The sequence below is a fragment of the Pseudomonas chlororaphis subsp. chlororaphis genome, assembly GCF_003945765.1.
GTDB classification, from domain to species: Bacteria; Pseudomonadota; Gammaproteobacteria; order Pseudomonadales; family Pseudomonadaceae; genus Aquipseudomonas; species Aquipseudomonas chlororaphis.
Window position 1 is genome coordinate 3,529,320 of the sequence record NZ_CP027712.1, and the last position, 20,819, is coordinate 3,550,138.

11 protein-coding genes are annotated in these 20,819 nt (G+C 64.1%); 8 read left to right on the plus strand and 3 right to left on the minus strand.

All coding sequences use genetic code 11. The features are described 5' to 3' along the window. The first annotated feature begins 4 nt into the window (after positions 1 to 4). The 6 genes from C4K27_RS16150 to C4K27_RS16175 all read left to right on the plus strand — a co-directional run bounded on the left by C4K27_RS16150 (position 5) and on the right by C4K27_RS16175 (position 10,926). Complete coding sequence (locus tag C4K27_RS16150; RefSeq protein ID WP_053261239.1) at positions 5 to 1,123, plus strand: DNA glycosylase AlkZ-like family protein; 1,119 nt, start codon at positions 5 to 7, stop codon at positions 1,121 to 1,123. A 34-nt stretch (positions 1,124 to 1,157) separates the two neighbouring features. Beyond that, entirely contained in the window at positions 1,158 to 6,659 is a 5,502-nt protein-coding gene (locus C4K27_RS16155; protein ID WP_238437352.1) for a non-ribosomal peptide synthetase, read from the plus strand. After that, positions 6,656 to 7,981 (plus strand): phenylacetate--CoA ligase family protein, encoded by a 1,326-nt coding sequence (locus C4K27_RS16160; RefSeq protein WP_053261241.1) that lies wholly within the window; start codon positions 6,656 to 6,658, stop codon positions 7,979 to 7,981. The genes C4K27_RS16155 and C4K27_RS16160 overlap by 4 nt, the downstream gene beginning before the upstream one ends. Next, complete coding sequence (locus tag C4K27_RS31375) at positions 7,978 to 8,151, plus strand: glutamine amidotransferase-related protein (protein WP_203031543.1); 174 nt, start codon at positions 7,978 to 7,980, stop codon at positions 8,149 to 8,151. Before C4K27_RS16160 ends, C4K27_RS31375 begins: the two co-directional genes overlap by 4 nt. A gap of 72 nt (positions 8,152 to 8,223) precedes the next feature. Then, positions 8,224 to 9,648, plus strand: a complete 1,425-nt coding sequence (locus C4K27_RS16170) for an MFS transporter (RefSeq protein WP_007925555.1) — start codon at positions 8,224 to 8,226, stop codon at positions 9,646 to 9,648. A 9-nt stretch (positions 9,649 to 9,657) separates the two neighbouring features. After that, positions 9,658 to 10,926, plus strand: a complete 1,269-nt coding sequence (locus C4K27_RS16175; RefSeq protein WP_053261242.1) for a condensation domain-containing protein — start codon at positions 9,658 to 9,660, stop codon at positions 10,924 to 10,926. A gap of 93 nt (positions 10,927 to 11,019) precedes the next feature. On the opposite strand, the gene C4K27_RS16180 is transcribed toward C4K27_RS16175, so the two are convergent. Both C4K27_RS16180 and C4K27_RS16185 read right to left on the minus strand, forming a co-directional pair. Continuing rightward, on the minus strand, positions 11,020 to 12,474 hold the full coding sequence (locus C4K27_RS16180) for a catalase (protein WP_053261243.1): 1,455 nt from the start codon (positions 12,472 to 12,474) through the stop codon (positions 11,020 to 11,022). A 73-nt stretch (positions 12,475 to 12,547) separates the two neighbouring features. Continuing rightward, positions 12,548 to 13,372, minus strand: coding sequence for an alpha/beta fold hydrolase (locus C4K27_RS16185; protein WP_053261244.1), 825 nt, complete (start codon positions 13,370 to 13,372; stop codon positions 12,548 to 12,550). Positions 13,373 to 13,804: 432 nt separating this feature from the next. Between C4K27_RS16185 and C4K27_RS16190 the strand changes: the two genes are divergently transcribed. Then, positions 13,805 to 14,629, plus strand: a complete 825-nt coding sequence (locus tag C4K27_RS16190) for an alpha/beta fold hydrolase (protein WP_053261245.1) — start codon at positions 13,805 to 13,807, stop codon at positions 14,627 to 14,629. Between the two features lie 287 nt (positions 14,630 to 14,916). Continuing rightward, on the plus strand, positions 14,917 to 15,417 hold the full coding sequence (locus tag C4K27_RS16195; protein ID WP_053261246.1) for a helix-turn-helix transcriptional regulator: 501 nt from the start codon (positions 14,917 to 14,919) through the stop codon (positions 15,415 to 15,417). Between the two features lie 57 nt (positions 15,418 to 15,474). On the opposite strand, the gene C4K27_RS16200 is transcribed toward C4K27_RS16195, so the two are convergent. Continuing rightward, the gene (locus C4K27_RS16200) at positions 15,475 to 20,619 is read right to left on the minus strand and encodes a trifunctional serine/threonine-protein kinase/ATP-binding protein/sensor histidine kinase (protein ID WP_409372756.1); all 5,145 of its coding nucleotides are present in this window, start codon (positions 20,617 to 20,619) and stop codon (positions 15,475 to 15,477) included. Positions 20,620 to 20,819 lie beyond the last annotated feature (200 nt).

Here is a 20,819-nt window from a genome sequence, read left to right on the forward strand (position 1 = left end):
CCTTATGAGCATTAGAACTGCCAGCAATGGCCTCACCGACACCCACCTGCGGGAATGGATAGTGTCGGAACACTTCGAGCGCCTGGCGGATGCCACCGTGGCACAGATTGCACAGGCCTATGTCGGGGTCTATTCGGCCCGGCCTACCAGTTGGCTGGCGGTCATGGCGCGCAATCGCAACCTCGATCGCCAGACCGTACTGGCCATGGAAAACGCCAGCGACCTGCTGCGGATCCCGGGCATGCGGCGCTCCAAGTTCCTGCTTCCCGGCGAGCTGGCGGCCAAGGTCTTCGCCGCCACCCGCCTGCCGCTGGCCAACCACGAATGGCGCTTACGGGACGCAGGGCTTGGCCTGGACGATTACCGGCGACTGCTGCTGACGCTGGTCGCCTTCAGCAGTGGCGTCTCGGTGCGCCTGCAGGACATCGGCAGCGCCCTCGACCTGCCGGCGCCCCAGGCGCGTGCGTTGACCTCGGTTGCCGCCTATGACGGCGCCTTGGTCCGTATACCGGCGGCCAACCAATGGTCCAACCGCTGGCTGTACTCGGCTGCACCCGATGGGCTGCTACCCGGTGACGGCGTGCCACTGGACCGCGACCTGCTACTGCGCGATATCGCCGGGCGCTACGTCGAGCACTACGGACCGGTCACGGTCGACGACCTGGCCTGGTGGCTCGGGGTTTCCAAGGAAACCGCGCGCACGCTGCTTCAAGCCTGCGCAGCCCGCCAGGTCGGAAACCAGATGTGGCACAGCCCGGCCGGGCTGGCGCGCCTTGAGCAGTTCCTCGACCGCGCCAAGGCCCCCGCAACGGCGCAGATCCGCTTCCTGCCGGCCTGGGATCCGCTGGTCATGGGCTATGCGCCCGGTTCGAGACAGCGCGACTGCCTTGAGCTGGAACGGGTCGGCGGCTACGACGCGGCCGGTAACGGGCGGCCGGTGGTGCTCATCGGTGGCCGGGCTGTCGCCACCTGGAATACGGCGGCCAAGGGCAGCAAACGCTTCATCGCAGTCGATGCCTCGACACTCGCCGACCAGGAGCGTGAAGCCGTGCTTCAGGCTGCCTCAGTGCTGGCTGAGCAGATCGGGGCCATTCACCAGATCGAGAACAAAACCACAGCGTGACAACAGGGAAGGCATGAACAAGATGAGGGACGACATGACATCAGTACCCGCCGAGCCACAATCGCTGCCAGGCACCGAGCGCAGCCTGTGGGACGCGTTCGCGTGCCCGGCGGCCGGGCAATCGGCCGACAGCGCACGGGAGCAGGAAGACATTGCCCTGCCCCCTGGCCTGACGGCCAGCATCAACGACCTGATTACGGTCGCCGCGGTCCTGGGCTCCCTGCTCAGCCCGGAAGGCCGGGTGACCCTGGGCATCCATGACGGCGGCAAGCGGTCGCAGCTCGGCGTCGATTGCACGGCGTTGAACCTTGCGCAAGACGCTCGGGGCTATATCGCGCAGTTGCGCGACAGTGCCGAAGCGCCCCATGACGACACGCCATTGCGTGCCGATATCGAGATCAGCGATGGCAACAACCTGCCAGCGGCGCAATCGCCGGTCTGGCTACTGGTGCAGGACGGCCGCTGCCAACTGTCGGTACGCAGCGATCGCATGACCCGGGCCGTGCGCTTGGAGTTGCTTGAACTGGTGGCCTTCGCTTGCGCCCGGGTACTGGATCCCAAAGCCCTGCCGGCGTCCACGATCCAGCCCACCTGCCCTGCCCCGGCCGAAACCGGCGAGCGCCCGTTCCTGGTGGAGCGCATCTACCGGCATGTACAGAGCAAGCCATCGGCCGTGGCGATCGTGGATGACAACAGCGACCGCACCCTGACCTACGCCGAACTCTGGGATGCCTCCGAGGCCTTGGTCCAGCACATACGCGAACGCGTCACTTCCCGGCGCTCGAGCCCGCGCCTGGCGCTGTTCCTGGAGCGCGGCTGGCAACACCTGGCCTCGATCATCGCCGTGCAACGCATGGGCGGCACCTGCGTGCTGATCGACCCGGCGCATCCCGATGAGCGCATCCGGGCCTTTATCGAAGAGTGCAGTCCCCATGCGGTGTTGACCGCAGGCAGCACCACCGAGCGAGCGCGAGACTGGGCGAGCTGCCCGCTGCTGGATATCGACAAGGTGCAGATACGCCCTGCCCACGTCGACTGGGAACACGGCAAGTGGGTCGAAACCACCAACGAGGCCTGCTTTATCGCCGGCACTTCCGGCAGTACCGGACGGCCCAAGGCCGTATGCCTGTCCTATCGGGGAATGGCCGCAACCCTGGACGCCATTATCGATCAGGCCGGGCTGGGCGAGCATAGCCGCGGCTCATGGCTATCGTCGCCCGGCTACGGGATGGTCGAGGTCGACCCGCTGCCGGTCCTGTGCGCCGGCGGCACGGTGTGCATCCCTGCCCCGCAGGTGCTGCAGGACGTCAACCTGCTGGCGCGCTGGCTGCTCGAAGGCGACATGAACCATACGCTGGCCATGACGTCCATCGCCGAAGCGCTGTGGGCCACCGGGACCCGGACCGGCCTGCGCACCATGCTGATCGCCGGTGAGCGCTGCAAGCAATGGCCGCCGGCCGATCTCGGCTACCGGGTGATCAATGTCTATGGCTCCGCGGAGGCCGCGGTGGTGTCCATAGAGGACCTGTGCGCGCCGCGCCGCACCTTGCTGCCCTCGGTCGGACGGGCGATACCCGGCGCCCGGATGTACGTGGTCGACCGCCATGGCCAGCCGCTTGCGGCCCGTTGTGTCGGCGAGCTGATCATCACCGGCGAAACGCTGTCGGTGGGCTACGTGAACCCCGAGGACACCAAGAAGGCGTTTCGTGGCAACACCCTGGACGCCACGTCGCCATTGCAATACAGCACCGGCGATCGGGCGCGCATGGCCGCCGATGGCACCGTGGAAATCTTCGGGCGGACCGACTCGGTGGTAAAGATCCGCGGACATCGGGTCGACCTGACTGAGCTGGAGATCACCGCGCTGCAGGTACCGGGCGTGGTGAAGGCGGCGGCCACCTGCTTGAGCAACGACCTGGGCGCGACCCTGGCATTGTTCCTGGAGCTGGCTCCGGACGCCGTAGAGGTGATGGCCAAGGTCCGCAAGCACTTGGCCTCGCGCCTGCACCCGGCCGCTCAGCCCGGCCAGATCGTGACCGGCACCCTGCCCCTGGGGCGCAACGGCAAGGTGGACTACAACGCGCTGCAGGTCGGCCCGATCGAGCGCGATGCGGACCAGACCGTCTTTGCCCCGGTGACCCGGGCAGACCACGCGGTACGTGATTGCTGGCTGGCCTGGACGCTGTGTGACGAGGCGACGCTGGAGTCGAGTTTCTTCGACGCCGGCGGCGATTCCCTGCGCGCCTTGCGCATGGTCGGGGAGCTGGCCTGCAAGCACGGCATCCATGTGCAAATGGGCGCCTTCCTCGAGGAGCCGGTACTGGCGAACCTGGTTCGCCTGGCCAATGCCTCGCGCAATACCCAGTTGCCGACGTTCGAACACTTGCCGGCGCAGCAGCAACGGCTGCCGTTCGAACTCAACGAAAGCCAACAGGCACTGTGGATCGGTCGTGGCTCGTTCTACGACTACGGCGGCGTCGGCTGCCAGGGTTATTTCGAATGGGAAGTGCAGGCCCTGGACCGCGAGCGCTTCACCCGTGCCGTGGGGCTGCTGGTCGAGCGCCATCCGATGCTGCGCATGACCATCGATGCCAGCGGACGCCAGAGCATCGGCGATGTCGACGGTACCCAGGCGGTGGAGTACGTCGATCTCAGCGCCCTGGATGCGACGCAGATCGACTGGGAGATCGACCAGGTCCGCGAACGCATGGCCAACGAAGAAATCGGCACCACGCAATGGCCACTGTTCCAGTTCCGCATCAGCCGCATCAGCGCCGGCACCAGCCGTGTGCATCTGTGCATCGACATGCTGATCGCCGATGCCTGGTCGATCTTCCAGGTGATCATCCCCGACCTGATCGATCTCTACCTGGAAGATGACCCACAGCTGCCTGTGCTCCAGACCAGCTTCCATGACTACGTCGCTTATCGGCAAAAGGTGCTCAAGAGCGCCCAGTACCAGGCCGACCGCGAATACTGGCTGGACAAGATCAACCATCTGCCGGCGGCGCCGCGCTTGCCGCAGCTGGAGCCCGGGGAGTTCAGCGGCCCGTCGCGCTTCGAGCGATACGAGGGCAGCCTCGCCGTCGCGGCCTGGGAGCGACTCCAGGCCCAGGCCCAGGCGCGCAATATCTCGCCATCCGGGGCGGTCGCGCTGGCCTTGTGCGAAGTGCTGCGCTGCTGGAGCGAAGAAGACCGCTTCACCCTGAACTTCCCGGTCTCGGACCGGATGCCCGTCAGTGCCGATATCGACCAGGTCGTCGGCGACTTTACCAATACCCTGCTGGTGCCTTACGAAACAGCGGCCGCCGATACCCTCGAGGCTCGCGGCCAGAAGTTGCAAGGCGCCATCTGGCAGGCACTGGACCATCGGCTGTTCAACGGTGTCGAGGTGCTGCGCGAGCTGGCCCGGGCCCGTCGCAGTGGCGGTGCGCCGCTGATGCCGATCGTCCTCACCAGCCTGCTCGGGCACCCGGGCCGCCATGATGCGGCGCGTCTTGGGCAAGAGGTCTACGGCGTCTCGCAAACGCCACAAGTCACCCTGGATGTGCAGCTGCGCGAATCCGAGGGCACCTTGTACTTCAAATGGGACTACCTGTCCGGGGTCATTCGCCCTGACGTGGTGGAAGCGATGTTCGGCGCATTCCGCACGCTGCTGCAGCAACTGGCCGACGACAGCGAGGTCTGGCAACGCACCTGGCTCGACCTGCGACCTGCCGCGCAGATCGAAGTACGCCAGGCGGTAAACGCGACCCAGGCGCCGGTACCGGAGGTTCACCTGCGCGACCTGCTGCTGGCACGGATCGCCGAACGCGCCGGGGAAACCGCCGTCCTCGATCCACGGGGCAGCTACAGCTGGGGTGAAATCGGCCGGGCCGCGGCACGGATCGGCCAGCTGATCCAGCAAGCCCGCAACCCCGGCGAACGCTTTGTCGGGATCGTGCTGCCCAAGGGCAGCGGCCACTATGCGGCGGTCTACGGCTGCCTGCTGGCCGGTGTCGGCTATGTGCCGGTGGATATCGACCTGCCGCCCGAGCGCATCCGCTCGGTACTGTCCCAGGCCGGGGTGCGCACGGTTATCGCCGGTGCCGATACCCGGTTGCCGGAGCAGGCGCAGCGGCTCGTGCTGACGGACGAGGACCTGCGTGCCTGGGCCGGGCAGCACACGGACCTGGTCCTGGCACCCCTGCCCGCGGACTACTCGCCCTACGTGATCTTCACCTCCGGCTCCACCGGCAACCCCAAGGGGGTCGAGATTCCAGAGGCCGCGGTGGTCAACCACGTCTATGACGTCGTCGAACGCTTTGGCCTGGATACCTCCACCCGCCACCTGGCCACTGCCGCCCTGCACTTCGACATGTCGGTCTTCGATATCTTCGGCCCCCTGCTGCACGGCGGCTCGGTGGTGGTTCCTGCCCAGGCGGTAGGACCGGACCCCGATACCTGGCTGCGCCTGCAGCGGCGCCACGGCGTGACCTTCTGGGCCTGCGTGCCGGCCATCATGGACTTGCTGTGCAGTGTCGCGGAAAACGCGCGCAGCTTCTGCGCGGTGGAATCGCTGGCCAATATCGTCATGGCCGGCGACTGGATCCCTCTGCCGCTGCTGCCGCGAGCCAGGGCGCTGTACCCGAAGGCACGGCTGTACTCCTGTGGAGGCCCCACCGAGACCACCAACTGGTCGGTGCTGCACGAAATCGACGAGCAAGAAGGCCAAATGGTGCGTTCGGTGATCTATGGCGCGCCGATGCGCAACTCGGCCTATCACATCGTGGCGGGCGACTGGACCGATTGCCCGGATTGGGTGCCCGGGGAAATGCTGGTGCAAAGCGATGTGTCCCTGGCCTGTGGCTACATCGGCCAGCCGGAGCTGACCGGCAAGGCCTTTGTCCAGCACCCGCGCAGCGGCCAGCGGATGTACCGCACCGGTGACCTCGGGCGCTACCTGCCCAACGGCGAAATCGAGATCCTGGGACGTCTCGACAACCAGATCAAGCTCAATGGCCTGCGCATCGAGCTGGGCGAGATCGAGAGCGTGGCCGAGTCCTGCCCCGGTGTCTCGCGGGCCTGTGCCGTAGCCCTGCCCGGTCCCGACGGGCATCCCAAGCAGATCGCCCTGGTCTATGTCGGCGAGCCCGGACTGGCTGCTGCAATCACCCAGGCCCTGACCCTGCGCCTGCCTGCCTACATGGTGCCGAAAACTGTCCAGCCGTTGCCCCAATTACCCCTGTCGAAGAACGGCAAGGTGGATGTACTGGCCCTGCGTGAAACCCTGAGGAATGACATGAAAGACTCCACCAGCAAGACTCCGCAAACCATCCTGCGCACCGTTATCCGGGTTATCGCCAGCCATCTTGAGGAGCCGGTGGTACTGCCCGAGGACAACTTCTTCGACCTGGGCGGCGACTCGCTGTCGGCGATGAAGATCAAGATCGAACTCGAGTCCCAGCTGTCCATCAGCGTACCCCTGGAGAACCTCATGCTCACCGAGACCATCAGTGAGTTCGCCAACAGCCTGGACGCGGGGAACCAGCCATGATCAAGGACAACCTGCACCGGCAATGGCTGGAGGATGTGGACGCCTACCTGGATGGACGCACCACGCCACAGGAACTGGAGGCCAAGGGGCAACTGCGGGCCCGGGAAGTCTTGCAGTATGTCCAGGAACGCTCGACGTTCTATGCCAGGCACCTGCGTTCGCAACTGGGCGGCCCCAGCGCGCTGCCGGCGCTGGACGGCATACCGTTCACCACCAAGGAAGACCTGCGCGCCGTGGGCCGCTCGGTCTGCAGCCTGCCTTTCGAGCAGATCGCGGTGTACTACGAGACGACCGGGACCACGGGGGCGCCCACCCCCTGCCCTCGGGCGGCGATTGACGTGGACACCAGCGGTGCCTATGTGCAGAAGGCCGTCTCCGACCTGTACCAGTCGACATTCGGCACCACCGATGCCCTTACCGCGATCATGGGGCCGTCGGAGCTGTATGCGTTCGGCGATACCTATGGCGAGGTCTGCCGCAACCTGGGCATTCCCTATGTGCGGCTGTGGCCGGAAAGCCCTCGGGTCGGCCTGGTCAAGGCCGCCCAGTTGATCAACGACCTTGGCGTGCGCTCGCTGATCTGCTCGCCCGCCGTGGCCCTGGCCCTGGCCCGGCTCTATGTCAGCCAGGGGATCGATCCGCGCGCGACCGCGGTGGGCCAGATCATGGTGCTGGGCGAACTGTGCACGCCGCAGATGCTGAGCAATATTGCCCGGGTCTGGAATGCCCACTGCACCCATGGCCTGTATGGCTCCCAGGAAGCCCATGCGGTGGCCACCGGCTGCGCCAACGGCAACCTGCACTTCTCCGAGACCAACTACCTGGCGGAGATTCTTCCGGTTCCCGGAATGGAAGGCGATATCGGCGAACTGTGCCTGACGATGCTGGTACCCGGGGCCAAGCCGCTGATCCGCTACCGCACCGGCGACCTGGCGCGACTGCACGCTGCCGAGGAGTGCGGGTGCGGCAATCGTTCTCGTTGCCTGCGGGTCTTTGGCCGGGTGAGCGATGTGATGACCCTGGCCGGTCGCCAGGTACTGCCGGCGCTGATCGAGTCGGCGGTGCTGGCTGCGGCCGAGTGGGTCTCCGGCTACGAGGTCAGGATCTGCACCGCCAGCGACGGCAGCGACCATGTCGAAGTGTCGATGGTGGCGGGTATCGGCGAGCGTTCGCTGGCCCAGGTACAGGAACAGATGGCCGGCCATTTCGGCACCTCGGTCCAGCTGCAACTGGAGCAGAGCCTGGACCCGAGGACCGAGACCGGCGCCTACATTTCCTGGAAGCACGCCCGTATCCGCGATCAACGGGAGAGCGCCCTGTGAGCGCGTTACCAGCCACCGCCTGCTCGGGCGATGGCGTGAACAGGGCGGCGCGCCAGCCTACCCGGCCGATCGAAAGCGTGCAGTTTCACCCCGAGCGCATCGGCACCGACTACGGGATCAAGATGATCCGTAACTCATTGGCCCTGGCCAACGTCAACCCCATGGGCTGATCGCTCTGGAAAAAAGCCTCGGGTGCCGGCCGGATGCCGGTCGACACCCATTAATCTAAGGATTGGATAAACATGACTCACACACCCGCGAATGCAACGCTCAATGAAAAACGATGGCAGGCACTGGCTGTCATCTCGATCATCCAGCTGATACTGCTGCTGGACGCCACCGTGGTGAACGTGGCCCTGCCACGGATCAAGCACGAGCTGGGACTCACGGACGGGTCCCTGACCTGGGTAGTCAATGCCTACCTCATCACCGCCGGATCGCTGTTGCTGCTGGGCGGACGGATCGGCGACGCCTTTGGGGTGCGGCGCACCTTCCAGGTCGGCGTAGTGATTTTTGGCGCATTTTCCTTGCTGGCGACCTTCGCCGAAGATGCCACCGTGCTGATCGTCAGCCGTGCCGGGCAAGGGGTCGGCGAAGCCCTGGCTTCGGCCACCGGGCTGGCCATGGTGTCGTTGCTGTTTCCCGCAGGCCCCGAGCGCGGCAAGGCGTTTGGCATCTGGGCGGCACTGGGCGGCCTGGGCTCGATCATCGGCGTACTGCTGTCCGGCGTACTGACTCATTATCTGTCGTGGCGCTGGGTGTTCGGGATCAACGTGCCGATCGTCATGCTGCTGAGCGTGGCGACCATGGTCATGATTCCCAAGTTCACCCACCGCACTTCCACCCCTCTGGACCTGGGCAATGCACTGATCCTGGTGGTGGCCGTCGCCGCGACCGTCATGGCCGTGATGGGCTCCGGCATCGAGCACCTGCCCGGACAACGCGTGGCGCTCCTGGTGCTGGGCTTGCTGGGTATCGCCCTGGTGCTGCGTCGTTGCAAGCGTTCGGAAAACGGCATTATTCCCGCACGCCTGATGGCTCGCTCTCCCCGCCTGGCCGGCTACGCCATCGTGGCCATCCTGGCGGCGACCTCCGGCGCCTTGTTCTACCTGGGCGTACTGCTGCTGCAAGACTACCTCGGCCTGAGCCCGATGCAGACTGGCCTGGCCTGGCTGCCCTTCTGCCTGGGTTTCTTCCCCGGCATCTTCCTTTCGCAGTTCGTCATGCAGCGCTGGAGCCCGCAGGCGGCAGCAGTCGTCGGCCTGGCAACCTCGGCGCTGGGTTTCGCCTTGTTTGCCTTCGGCGTACCCCTGCATAGCTACTGGCTGGGAATGCTCCCGGCCATGCTGGTCACCTCCATCGGCTTCGGTTGTGTCGCACCGGTCGCTCAGTCGTTGGCCACCAGTGACCTGAGCGAGGCGGATGCTGGTGCCGGCTCGGGTATCACCACCACCATCCAGCAGCTGTTCCAGGTGTTCGGGGTCACCCTGCTGGCTGCCGTGGGCCTGGCGGTCTCCGACAGCACCGCAGTGCCGACCATCACGGCCAATGGTTTCGTCAGCGCTTTCGCACTGTCGGCGCTGGCGATGATCGGGGGGGCCTTGCTGATCTGGGCCGGACGCAATGCCCTGGCTCTCGAGCCGGCCCCATCGAGCCCCCAGCCGTAGGTTATCGTCATGCATCAGAACTACCTGATCCCTCCCTTCAAGGGACCCCTGGCGACGCTTTCCAGCGTCGCGGGGCTGCGGGAAAAATGGACCGGGGCGATGCTTGACCAGACGGGGCGCGCCTATTCTGGCGCGCTGCGTCTGGACTTCAGTGAGCAGTGTTGCCACGCGCAAGTATTCGACGCCGTGGCCCAGACCCTGGCCCGGCATCCGATCCTGGCGGCCCGATTCGAGATCGAAGGAGAACAGCTGGTCGGCCGGGCCCCCAGCGAACAGGCATTGCGCCAGGCGCTGCGCGAGCAACTGGGCAAGGTGCAGGCCGCCGTCACCGACCAGGACTTCCTGGCCTACCGGGCCAGGCAAGCCGCCGAACCCGGGCTGCGCATCGCCTCGGCGGTAGACGAGGCTGGCCTGCATATCTGGATCGGCTTCTGGATCTATACCTGCGATGGCGCGTCGATTGACCTGCTGCTGGAGGATATCGCCCAGCATTACTCGGGCCTGCCCCCGGTATCCTGCAGCGCCTGGAACGACTATTGCCGGCTGCAGCACCTGCCGCCGCCGGCAAGCGCGGCGCAACGGCTTGAGATCTACCCGGGGACGGGGCCCTACGGGCTCGACGCACTGCGCGCCAAGGGCGCTGGCGGCATGGGGCGCATGCAGAGCCTGAAGTTCACCTCCAGCGTGCCGCGCAGCAGGGTTCTGGACTATGCCAGGGCCCAGCGCGTGACGCCGTTCGTGCTGCTGTTGGCCATCTACCAACGGGCAATCAGTGCCGTCAGCGGTGTCGCCACGGTGGTGACCGGCGTCCCCTTCGCCAATCGCCCGGGCGCCGCGGCCCAGAAGCTGGTGGGGCCGTTGTCCAATACCATCCCGGTCAGTACCCGGCATGAGCCCGGCGAGCCATTGGCCGCGGTGATCAAGCGCGTGCAGCGGGCGGTGATCAATGCCGCGGCTCGCCAGGACATGGAGCCGGCAGCCTTGTATCCCGAGGGTATGTCTACCCGCACCGCCGGCTTCGAACTGCCGTTTCCCCAGCTGTTCAACGCCTGGAACTCACGCAGCGCAGGCAGCCGCATCGCCCTGGGCGACAACCAGTGGATGAGCCTGCGGCTATTGCCCAACGAGACCTGCCGCGTGGCTTTCGAAATCACCCTGGATGAGCACACCGAGCATATTTCGGGGCGGATCGACATGGACGCCGCAGCCTATGGCGACCATGCAGGACAGGTCATCGAACAGATGATCAGCGATCTGCAAGGCATTCCCGGCGACTGATCCGCAAAGCGTGTAGACCACCGCCAAGAGCGCAGTTCGCACAGTCCTGCGCTCTTGGCGGATGGCCTGCATGCCCCAATCGCCTGCCGTTGCTTAAAGCCCTGGCTTATCCAAGGGGACCAAACGCTCCAACGCCTGCGCCACGCCGCGCCCGTACGCCGGGTCAGCCTTGCTGCAGTTGTCGATATGCCGCTGACGGATCGCTTGCGCAACGCCATCCATTGCCCGCGCGGTGTTTTCGAACAACGCTTGCTGGCGCGCCGGGCTCAACAGGCGGAACAGATTGCCGGGCTGCTCGTAATGGTCCTCTTCAAGCCGATGGTCATAGTGCTGGGCAAAGCCTTCCAACGGCAGCGGCGGCTCGGACAGCGCCGGTGTGTCCTCCCACTCCCCCACGCTGTTCGGGAAATAGCTGGCAGTGCCACCGAGGTTGCCATCGGTGCGCATGGCGCCGTCGCGGTGATAGCTGTGATACGGGCAACGCGGGGCGTTGACCGGGATGTGATTGAAGTTCACCCCCAAGCGATAACGCTGGGCGTCGCCATAGGAAAACAGCCGCGCCTGAAGCATGCGGTCCGGCGAAAAGCCGATGCCAGGCACCACGTTAGCCGGGGAAAACGCCGCCTGTTCGATTTCGGCAAAGTGGTTCTCAGCGTTACGGTTGAGCTCCAGGGTGCCGACTTCGATCAGTGGGAATTGGCCATGCGGCCAGACTTTGGTCAGGTCGAACGGGTTGTGCCGATAGGTGTTCGCCTGCGCTTCTTCCATCACCTGGATACACAGTTTCCAGCGCGGGAAGCGCCCCTGCTCGATGCTCTCGTACAGATCCCGCAGGTTGCTTTCGCGGTCCTTGCCGATCACTGCGGCGGCCTCTGCATCCGTCAGGTTTTCGATGCCTTGCTGGCAGACGAAATGAAACTTTACCCAGACCCGCCGGTTGTCGCGGTCGATCAGGCTGAAGGTGTGGCTGCCAAAACCGTGCATGTGGCGGAAGCTGCGGGGAATGCCGCGGTCGCTCATCACGATGGTCACCTGGTGCAGCGCCTCAGGCAGCAGGCTCCAGAAATCCCAGTTGCTGTTGGCGTTGCGCAGGCCGGTGCGTGGGTCGCGCTTGACCACGTGGTTGAGGTCGGCAAAGCGCAGCGGGTCGCGGAAGAAAAATACCGGGGTGTTGTTACCAACGATGTCCCAGTTGCCTTCGTCGGTGTAGAACTTCACGGCGAAACCACGGATATCGCGTTCGGCGTCGGCGGCGCCACGTTCACCGGCCACCGAGGAAAACCGCACGAACAACGGCGTCTGCTTGCCCACCGCGCTGAAAATATCGGCCTTGGTGTAGCGCGAGATGTCATGGGTGACGGTGAAGGTGCCATAGGCGCCGGCGCCCTTGGCGTGCATGCGGCGTTCGGGAATGACCTCACGGTCGAAATGGGCGAGTTTTTCCAGCAGCCAGATGTCTTGCAGCAGCGCCGGGCCACGGGGTCCGGCGGTCTGGATATTGAGGTTGTCGGACACCGGGGCGCCGGTGGCGTTAGTCAGTTTTTTCACGGTCGGGTTCTCATCGATAGCGGCTGATAAGGCGTGGAGTCAGGCGCGGGGCTGTGCCCGCGCCCGAGGCGCATCAGCCCTTGATGAACGCCAGCAGATCGGCGTTGAGCTGATCTTTATGGGTATCGGTCAGGCCGTGGGGAGCACCGGAGTAGATCTTCAGCGTGGAACCCTTGACCAGCGCTGCCGAGGCGATGCCCGACGCTTCGATCGGCACCACCTGGTCTGCGTCACCATGCACCACCAGTGTCGGCACGTCGATTTTCTTCAGGTCTTCGGTGAAGTCGGTTTCCGAGAACGCCTTGATGCAGTCGTAGGCGTTTTTGTGGCCGGCGGCCATGCCTTGCAGCCAGAACCAGTCGATCATGCCCGCGGACGGTTTGGCGCCGGGCTGGTTGAAGCCGAAAAACGGGCCACTGGCGAGGTCTTTGTACAGTTGCGAGCGATCGGCCAGCGAAGCCTGGCGAATGCCGTCGAACACTTCGATCGGCAGGCCGCCTGGGTTGGCTTCGGTCTTGAGCATCAAGGGCGGCACCGCGGAAATCAGCCCGGCCTTGGCCACGCGGCCAGTGCCATGGCGCCCGATATAGCGCGCCACTTCGCCGCCACCGGTGGAGAAACCGAACAGCACGGCATTCTGCAAATCCAGGTGTTCGATCAGTTGCGCGAGGTCGTCGGCATAGGTGTCCATGTCATTGCCGGACCACGGCTGGCTGGAGCGACCATGGCCGCGACGGTCGTGAGCGATGACCCGATAGCCCTGGTCTGCGAGAAAGATCATCTGCGATTCCCAACTGTCGGCATTCAACGGCCAGCCGTGACTGAAGACGATCGGCTGACCGCTGCCCCAGTCCTTGTAGTAAATCTGGGTGCCATCACGTGTGGTGAACGTACTCATAAGGGGTACTCCGTAGCAGAAGTTGGGATAAATCAACCGGATGTGGGGAATGTTCCGAGCAAGAGCGAACCCACACCATTGACCGGGACAGGCAGTCTGCCTGTGTCGGCAATGCGGAAAATTGTTTGTTTGTGCTTTTTTAAGCAGCGCGTTGGAAGTTGAACTTCGGATGCTGCCCCGATAACGCGCACCTGAATAAGCAAGAGCACAAATAACGGGCATCGATTAGTTTTATTCTCTTGCAACTTCGCTATTGGTTTTTTTCTGTGCGATTGACTCAGCACACTTATACAAGAACCTGTGCGCTTGTTCTTTTAGGGTTGCCCCACGCTACTTTACGGACGGGGTTATCTACTTGTCCGCGCCGCGGCGATGACGGTGCCTGCACAGTCTTGAAGTTGCATCTCCAATAGAAACCCAAGGACATAGCTCATGAAAAACCACGTCACAGCGAAAGACGGAACACAGATTTTTTTTCGCGACTTCGGACAAGGTCGCCCGATTGTTCTTTCCCATGGCTGGCCTCTCAACAGCGATGCCTGGGACGGTCAAATGCAATTTCTCGCGAATGCGGGGTTTCGCGTCATTGCTCATGATCGTCGCGGGCATGGTCGCTCGGGCCAACCGGCTGGCGGTAACGATATGGACACTTTCGCAGACGACTTGGCGGTCATCATCGAAACCCTCGACCTCAAGGATGCGGTCTTGGTCGGGCATTCCATGGGCGGAGGCGAAATCGTTCGATACGTGACCCGGCACGGGACCGATCGTGTTGCCAAGCTGGTGCTCCTGGGGGCAATCACTCCGCTCATGGGCGCTACGGGCGGCAACGCGGATGGTGTTTCGATCGAAGTCGTTGACGGTGTACGCAAGGCAATCCTGGAGGACCGCTCACAACTCTTCCTCGATTTCTCGAGCGCTTTCTTTGGCCTGGACCCGCAAAGCGCAGCAACGAACGAAGGTTGGCGCATGGCTTTCTGGCAGCAAGGCATGTCGGGGGCGATACACAGCCAGTACGCGTGCATCGAGCAATTCTGGGCTACGGATTTTCGCCAGGAAATGCAGTCCATCTTTATTCCGGTGCTTGTCATTCATGGCAGCGGTGACTTTATTGTCCCGCTTGAAACGACCGGAAAGCGCTCTGCCGAGATCCTTCCCAATGCAACTTTAAAGGTCTACGAGGGAGCCGCTCACGGCTTTCCCGTCACCCATCAGGCTCAGCTCAATGCCGACCTGATCGAGTTCGCCAGCCACTGAACGCAGGAATCAACTTGCTTATAAAAGCTAGCGGTCTAACCGCTAGCTGTTCATTGCGCAGTATGTCGCCCCTCCCTCCCGGTTCATTGACCGGCGCAGCCACTCAATATCAGCAGTGCAACTACTCCGACTGGTGCAGCCTGTGAAAGCCAATACTCCACTTGCCGGCCTGAGTCGCGCAACTAAGCGCCATGATTGGGGGCAACGTTTCATAACTCTTAAGGTTTGCTTAAGGACTTTAAATGTCTCTGGCGGACAAACTTTCCTCAATGATCAGGAGAGCCGCCATGAACCCACAATCGCTGAATTCCGACACTCCAGGCACCCTTGCAAGACCATTGGGAGCCCTGACCGGCTGGCAGGAGCGTCGCGCCAAGGAACTGATGATGCGTGACATGGGCTGTTGCTTGCGCATCAGTGAAGTGGCCGAACAGTGCAACCTGTCGCGCAGCCATTTCTCCCGGGCATTCAAAAAGATTACCGGCCATTCACCGCAAGGCTGGTTGATGAGGATGAAGATCGAAAAAGCCAAGAGCCTGCTGGTCACGGCGATGGCCATCACCGAGATTGCCTATGAATGCGGTTTCGGCGACCACTCGCATTTCACCCGGACCTTTACCCGCCTGGAAGGTGTAACCCCCAGGGCCTGGCGCTGCGCCTTTCATCACGCCACCAGGAGCAACGCTGCGCCGATGCCTGTGATTGAGCGGGACCTGTCCAGCAGGATAATCCTCAATCACGCGCCCCATGGCCTGCGACAGGCCCGGGCAGTGGAACTTCACCCATGAATTGATCGAGGCCGGGCAACCCCACTCCTCCCCTTTGGCCGCTTGCGCGGCCTTTTTTTATCCGCCGCTGGCCGGCGCAAGCGGCAGGCTGATACAGAACCTGGCCCCCTGTTCACTGTCCTGGAGGTTCAGCGTCCCGTCGTGTGCGCCGATCACCGATCTACAGATGGCCAGCCCCATGCCCATGCCATTGCCCTTGGTGGTGTAGAACGCATCGAAAATCTGCTCGCGTTCCTGGGCGCCGATTCCCGGGCCGTTGTCCTGCAAGCAGAGCTGAACATGCTCGTCCTCGATGACCGAGTCGATGACGATGCGCCCATCCTGTTGCCCCGCTCCGGCGATGGCCTCCAATGCATTGGTGATCAGGTTGTACACCACCTGCTGGATCTGCACCGCATCCACCCACACCGTGCAGTGCGTATCGAGCCGGGTTTCCAGGCGCACGTTGGCGCTCTCCAGGTCGCTCGCGGTCAGGCACAAGACCTCGCGGATCAAGTCTTCGATCCGCACCGGCAACCGCTGCAAGGGCGCCTGTTTGGCAAGAGCGCGAAGCGCCTGGACAATGTTGGCGGCACGGGTGCTGTCTGAGCGAATGTCTTCCAGCCCCTGAATCGCCTCTTGCAGATCGGGCTGGTCGCGCTTGAGCCAGCTCAGGCTGGCCGAGGCGTTGGACAAGATCCCCAGCAGCGGCTGGCTGATTTCATGGGCAATCGACGCTGAAAGCTCGCCCATGACCTTAAGGTGCGAGCTGCGCGCAAGTTCCGCCCGCGAGCTGCGCAAGTCCGCCTCCATTTGCGCACGCAGCTGGTTGTCTTCGAGCAGCCTGGCATAGAGGCTGGCGGTCTGCAGCGACACCGCGGCCTGGGAAGCGAGAATCTCCAGCATGGTCAGGCGCTCGGCACTGAACAGCCTGGAGACCAGGCTGTTTTCCAGATAGACCAGGCCAATCAACATGCCTTGCTTGAGCAGCGGCAGGCACAGCAAGGAACGCGTGCGGCGCTGTTGCAGGTCGGCGCTGTAGGCCTCGGGACAGTCGGCCTGGGCGTCGTCGAGCACCAGGGGCGCGCGGGTGCGCATGGTCGCGTTGAGCACCGAGACCGGCGCGAACGCCTCAAGCGGCCGCCCGGCATCCAGCACGACTTGCACATTGCCGGCTTCGACAGAGGCTGTGGCCGCCAGTTGAAGCTCGGCGTCGTTGACGATCATCAGCACACCTTTATCGGCGCCGGCCTGGATCATCAGGTGATTCATCAGGGTTTCAACCAGTCGCTCGAGCAATATCTCTTGCGAAAGCGCACGGGCCACCTCGACGCCCGCTTCAAGATCGAGCCGGACCTGAGTCACCGGCCGGATCGGCTCAAACGACGGCTGCGCGCCCAGGGACGGATGCAGGGCCTCCAGCTGACGCACCTTGCCGTCGGCGCCCCACAGGCTGTAGCAGTCGCGCGCCACCCGCAGGTGGTGATTGGCGCCAGACACCAGCCCGTTGGGAATGCAGATATTGGCCAGTTGTTCGTGCGCCAGCGCCTGCTCATGGATGAACCCGGCCGCCGCCGCCGCGATCTGCGACTGGTCGAAGCAGCGGATAGCCGCCAGCTCCAGGCCGCGCAAGCGGGCGATCACCCCTTCGATCAGCAGCAACTTGCTGCGAAAGGTCGTCGGGTTGAGTTCGACCCATTGCAGGAACCGCTGGCGTTGCCGCTCCAGCTTTTCCAGCTTATCGGCCAAATCGCCGGGGGCCTGCGCACTGCCCAGTGCCAGCCCGTAAAACAGGTAGTAATCAGCCAGGTTGATATGCGCCGGAATAGACCAGGCCAGTGCGGCAACCTCTTCGAAGCGCCGCAATGCATAAGGGATATCGCCAAAGTAAAACGCGGACATGCCTGAATACAGCGACGAAAAGAACAGGGTCGGCTGCGACACGCTGCGGTGATCGATAAGGCCGAAACGGTCGTGCTCCGTGCCGTCCAGCTCGGCAAGCGGCCGGTGCGGCCGCCCATTACGCAAATCGCTGGCGAACAATTGCTGCGCCAGCAGGATTCGCTCGATATCGATGTAATGAAACTGGCGCACCCATGCCAAACCATGCTCCAGCTCGTTCAACACCTCTTGCAGGGGTTCACCCATGAACAGCAGGTCCGAGCCGATATGGTTGCAGGCATAGCAGGACATGCCCAGGTCGCCGCCGGCCTGGCCACACTCGAATGCGGCCATGGCCCGCTGCAGGGCATAGGCCATTGGCCTGGTCCAGGGGCTGACCTGGTCGAGCGCCACCAGGGTGCCGGTTCGACCGGCTTCATGGCCGTACTTGTCGATGAGCTCCAGGGCCACTTCGGCGAAGGCGTGCCCATCGACATATTCGCCATAGCGCTCGGCGATCATCACGCCGAACCAGGCGATCCCGTAGCTACTGCCCGGCGTCACGCCATGCAGCAGCGTGAGTTCAACCATTTTTGCCAGATGCAGCAAGCGGATGTCGTCGTCGACGAAGAAGGAGGAAATCAGCGTGCCGAGCAGCGCCATGGTCGCTTCGACAAGCGGGTCATCGGCCTTGGGTAGCTGCGCCAGGTCGGCGATGCGCCGTGGGCTGACAAGTGTGCGCACCTGAGCGAAGGCCTGGGTCAGTTGCTCCTGCGAGGGCCGCCGTTGCAGAGAAATGCCCAGCAGCGCCAGCCCCGTCAGGGCCTCGGTTATCGCACCTTCGTAATCGCAGTGCAGCGTGCGTAACGTGGCCCGCAACCGATAGGTTTTCGCACGGTCGAGCGCGCTCCTGGCGTGGACCAGGCAATCGTCGAGGCGGCGTTGGGCGCCGGCCAGATCGGCCAGGAGCATGTCGCATTCGGCCGCCAGCCAGCGGGTGGCGAACGCCTGGGCATAGAGGGCCGGGTCGCTCGCCTGGCCGAGCAGAGTCTCGGCCGTGCGCAAATAGCCCGCCGCCTGCTCGACAGCGGCGGTGTTGCGGGCCTGCTCGGCGGCCTCCACCAGCCGTTCGACGAATACGGCGCGGCGACGCTCGTCCAATGCATCGACGTCGATGCGCTGAATCTGGCTGGCGATTTCGAACACCCGCTCCGGGGCATGCGCGCCCCACTGATCGAGCATGGCGGCGGCGATGCGCGCGTGCTCGGCCCCCTGCCCCGCTTGCGCCGGCAGCCGGCAGGCCGCCTCCAGCACCCGGTCATGGGGAAATACCAGGTACTCGCGCTCGCGCAGCAGGAAACCGGCACTGACCAGTTCCTGCACATCGCTGGCGATCCGTTGCCGGTCGCACGCCGGCAGCAACCGGGGCAACAACGATTCTTCGCAGCGCCTGCCGACGTATCCGGCCATGCGCATCACTTCCCGCTCCATCGGTGACAACCGTTCGAGGCGTTGTACCATCAAGTCCGCGACGTTGTCGGCGTAGCGATAGTTGTCCACTTCTGCCTGGTTCCAGACCCAGCGGCGATCCCTCGCGTCGAAGCGCACCAGGCGCTCATCGATCAACGCCCTCAATACCTGGCTGATAAAGAGCGGGTTGCCCGCCGTCTTGAAGTGCACCACTGGCGCAAGCGCCTCGATGTCTTCGGCGGTGGTGTCCAGTTCAGCGGCGATCAGCGCGGCCACCGCGGGCACCGACAAGGGGCCCAGCATCACCTTCAGGTACGGCATACCTTGCTCGCCACCCAGCACCTGCAGCAACCCACCTTCACGCTCGAGCGCCTGCGGCTCGGCCTCGCGGTAGGCCAGGATCAGCACCAGATGCCGGGGCGGCCGGGCGATGAAAGCCTGCAGGAACGACAGGGTCGAATCGTCCGCCCACTGCAGGTCATCCACGAACACCACCAAGGGGCGTCCCGGCTGGGCGAAGACCTCCAGCACATCGAGCAGTGTCCGGTTGGCGTGGTCGAGCGCATACCGGGCCGGCAGATTGGGCGGTTCGGGCGTGGCACCGATGACCAGCTCGGCTTCGGGCGCCAGCTCCACCAGGAGCCGGCCCCGTCCCTTGAGTCGTTCGACCAGTTGCCGGCTCGTCGTCTCAAGCTCCAGGGCCGGCTTGCCGAGCAACTGGGTGATCAGCGACCTGAAGATTTCCGCCAATGGCGCATAGGGCGTTTCCTGCTGCAGCAGATTGCTCTTGCCGCTGGCCCAATAGCCGGGAGCCATGGGCCGGACACCCTGGTGGATCAGTGTCGATTTGCCGGCACCTGGCGCCCCGGCGACCAGCAGGACTCGGGCGATGCCATCGCTGCGAACCTGGCCCAGCTGCTCGATCAATTGCATGCGTTCGGCCTCCCTGCCGAACAAGGCAGCATTGCGGATCGCGGCGGGTGTCGTATCGAAAGCCCCCAGGCGGAACGCATCGACACGCCCGTGCTCGAGCCACTGCTGCTGGCACCAGGCAAGATCCGCGGCCATCGACTCGGCGCTCTGATAGCGGGCCTCCGGCTCTTTGGCCAAGCTCTTGAGCAGCACTCGGCAGAGCCCTTCCGGCAGATCGGCGACATGCACCGCCGGTGATTCCGGCTGAACAGCCGCATGCACGTGCAGCCATTGGGACGGTTCGCGGGCGGTGAGCGGCAGATGGCCCGTCAGCGCTTGATAGAGAATCGTGGCCAGGGCGTAGATATCGCTGCGCGCATCGAAACCGGGATTGTCGCGCCGGACCTGCTCGGGGGCCAGATATGGCCATTGCTCCAGGTCAGGCAATTGAGCGACGGACGCCTCCCCGCAATGGCCGTGAAAACCCAGGAGCCGTACCGAACTGGCGGCGTCCACCATCAGGTGGTGGGGTTGCAGGCTGGCATGTCGCGCGCTCGCTTTGTGCGCACCGCCCAACGCATTGGCTGCCGCAACGGCGATGGCCAGGAAGCGTTCCAACGGCAACGCTGCTGCGCCCATCAAATCGGTCAAGGGCGTGCCTGGCGCGGGGTAGACCAACAAGGGCCCTTCGGCCGAGCGGATGAACGCGACAGGGGCGATCGCCCAGGCCGAATCCAGGCGCAGGTGAAAATCGCGCTCCAGCCGCTGGCAGGTGGCAGGCCGCTGGATCGGTGCCCGGGCAGCGAGCCAGCGCGTGCCCGATTGCCTGTCCTGGAGCGCGAACCAGGTCAGGTCGTTTTCCCGACGCAGCATGGCGAAGGTACAACGCTCCAGCCAGGCTTCATCGTGGACGAGATCGGGATTGTGGGAGCTGAATGATGAGGGCGCGCTGCCGGGCATGAACAATCACCGCTAAAGAGTCGTTTCAGGCTGAGCCTCGAGAGTATATGCAGCGCTCTGGCCAGATAACCGCAGTGAACGATCTTGTCCGTAATCGGCACCACGATGGCCGTGGAACTGTCCTGTTGCCGGTGATTTTCACGCCATATCCAGCGCGTGTTATCCCTCGGGATAATTGCAATATGCGGGGCCGTCCCCTA

Coding starts and splice junctions, on each gene's coding strand:
- C4K27_RS16155 (WP_238437352.1), top strand. CDS start 1,158: ATGACATCAGTACCCGCCGAGCCACAATCGCTGCCAGGCACCGAGCGC.
- C4K27_RS16150 (WP_053261239.1), top strand. CDS start 5: ATGAGCATTAGAACTGCCAGCAATGGCCTCACCGACACCCACCTGCGG.
- C4K27_RS16195 (WP_053261246.1), top strand. CDS start 14,917: ATGAACCCACAATCGCTGAATTCCGACACTCCAGGCACCCTTGCAAGA.
- C4K27_RS16200 (WP_409372756.1), bottom strand. CDS start 20,619: ATGCCCGGCAGCGCGCCCTCATCATTCAGCTCCCACAATCCCGATCTC.
- C4K27_RS16170 (WP_007925555.1), top strand. CDS start 8,224: ATGACTCACACACCCGCGAATGCAACGCTCAATGAAAAACGATGGCAG.
- C4K27_RS16175 (WP_053261242.1), top strand. CDS start 9,658: ATGCATCAGAACTACCTGATCCCTCCCTTCAAGGGACCCCTGGCGACG.
- C4K27_RS16190 (WP_053261245.1), top strand. CDS start 13,805: ATGAAAAACCACGTCACAGCGAAAGACGGAACACAGATTTTTTTTCGC.
- C4K27_RS16185 (WP_053261244.1), bottom strand. CDS start 13,372: ATGAGTACGTTCACCACACGTGATGGCACCCAGATTTACTACAAGGAC.
- C4K27_RS16160 (WP_053261241.1), top strand. CDS start 6,656: ATGATCAAGGACAACCTGCACCGGCAATGGCTGGAGGATGTGGACGCC.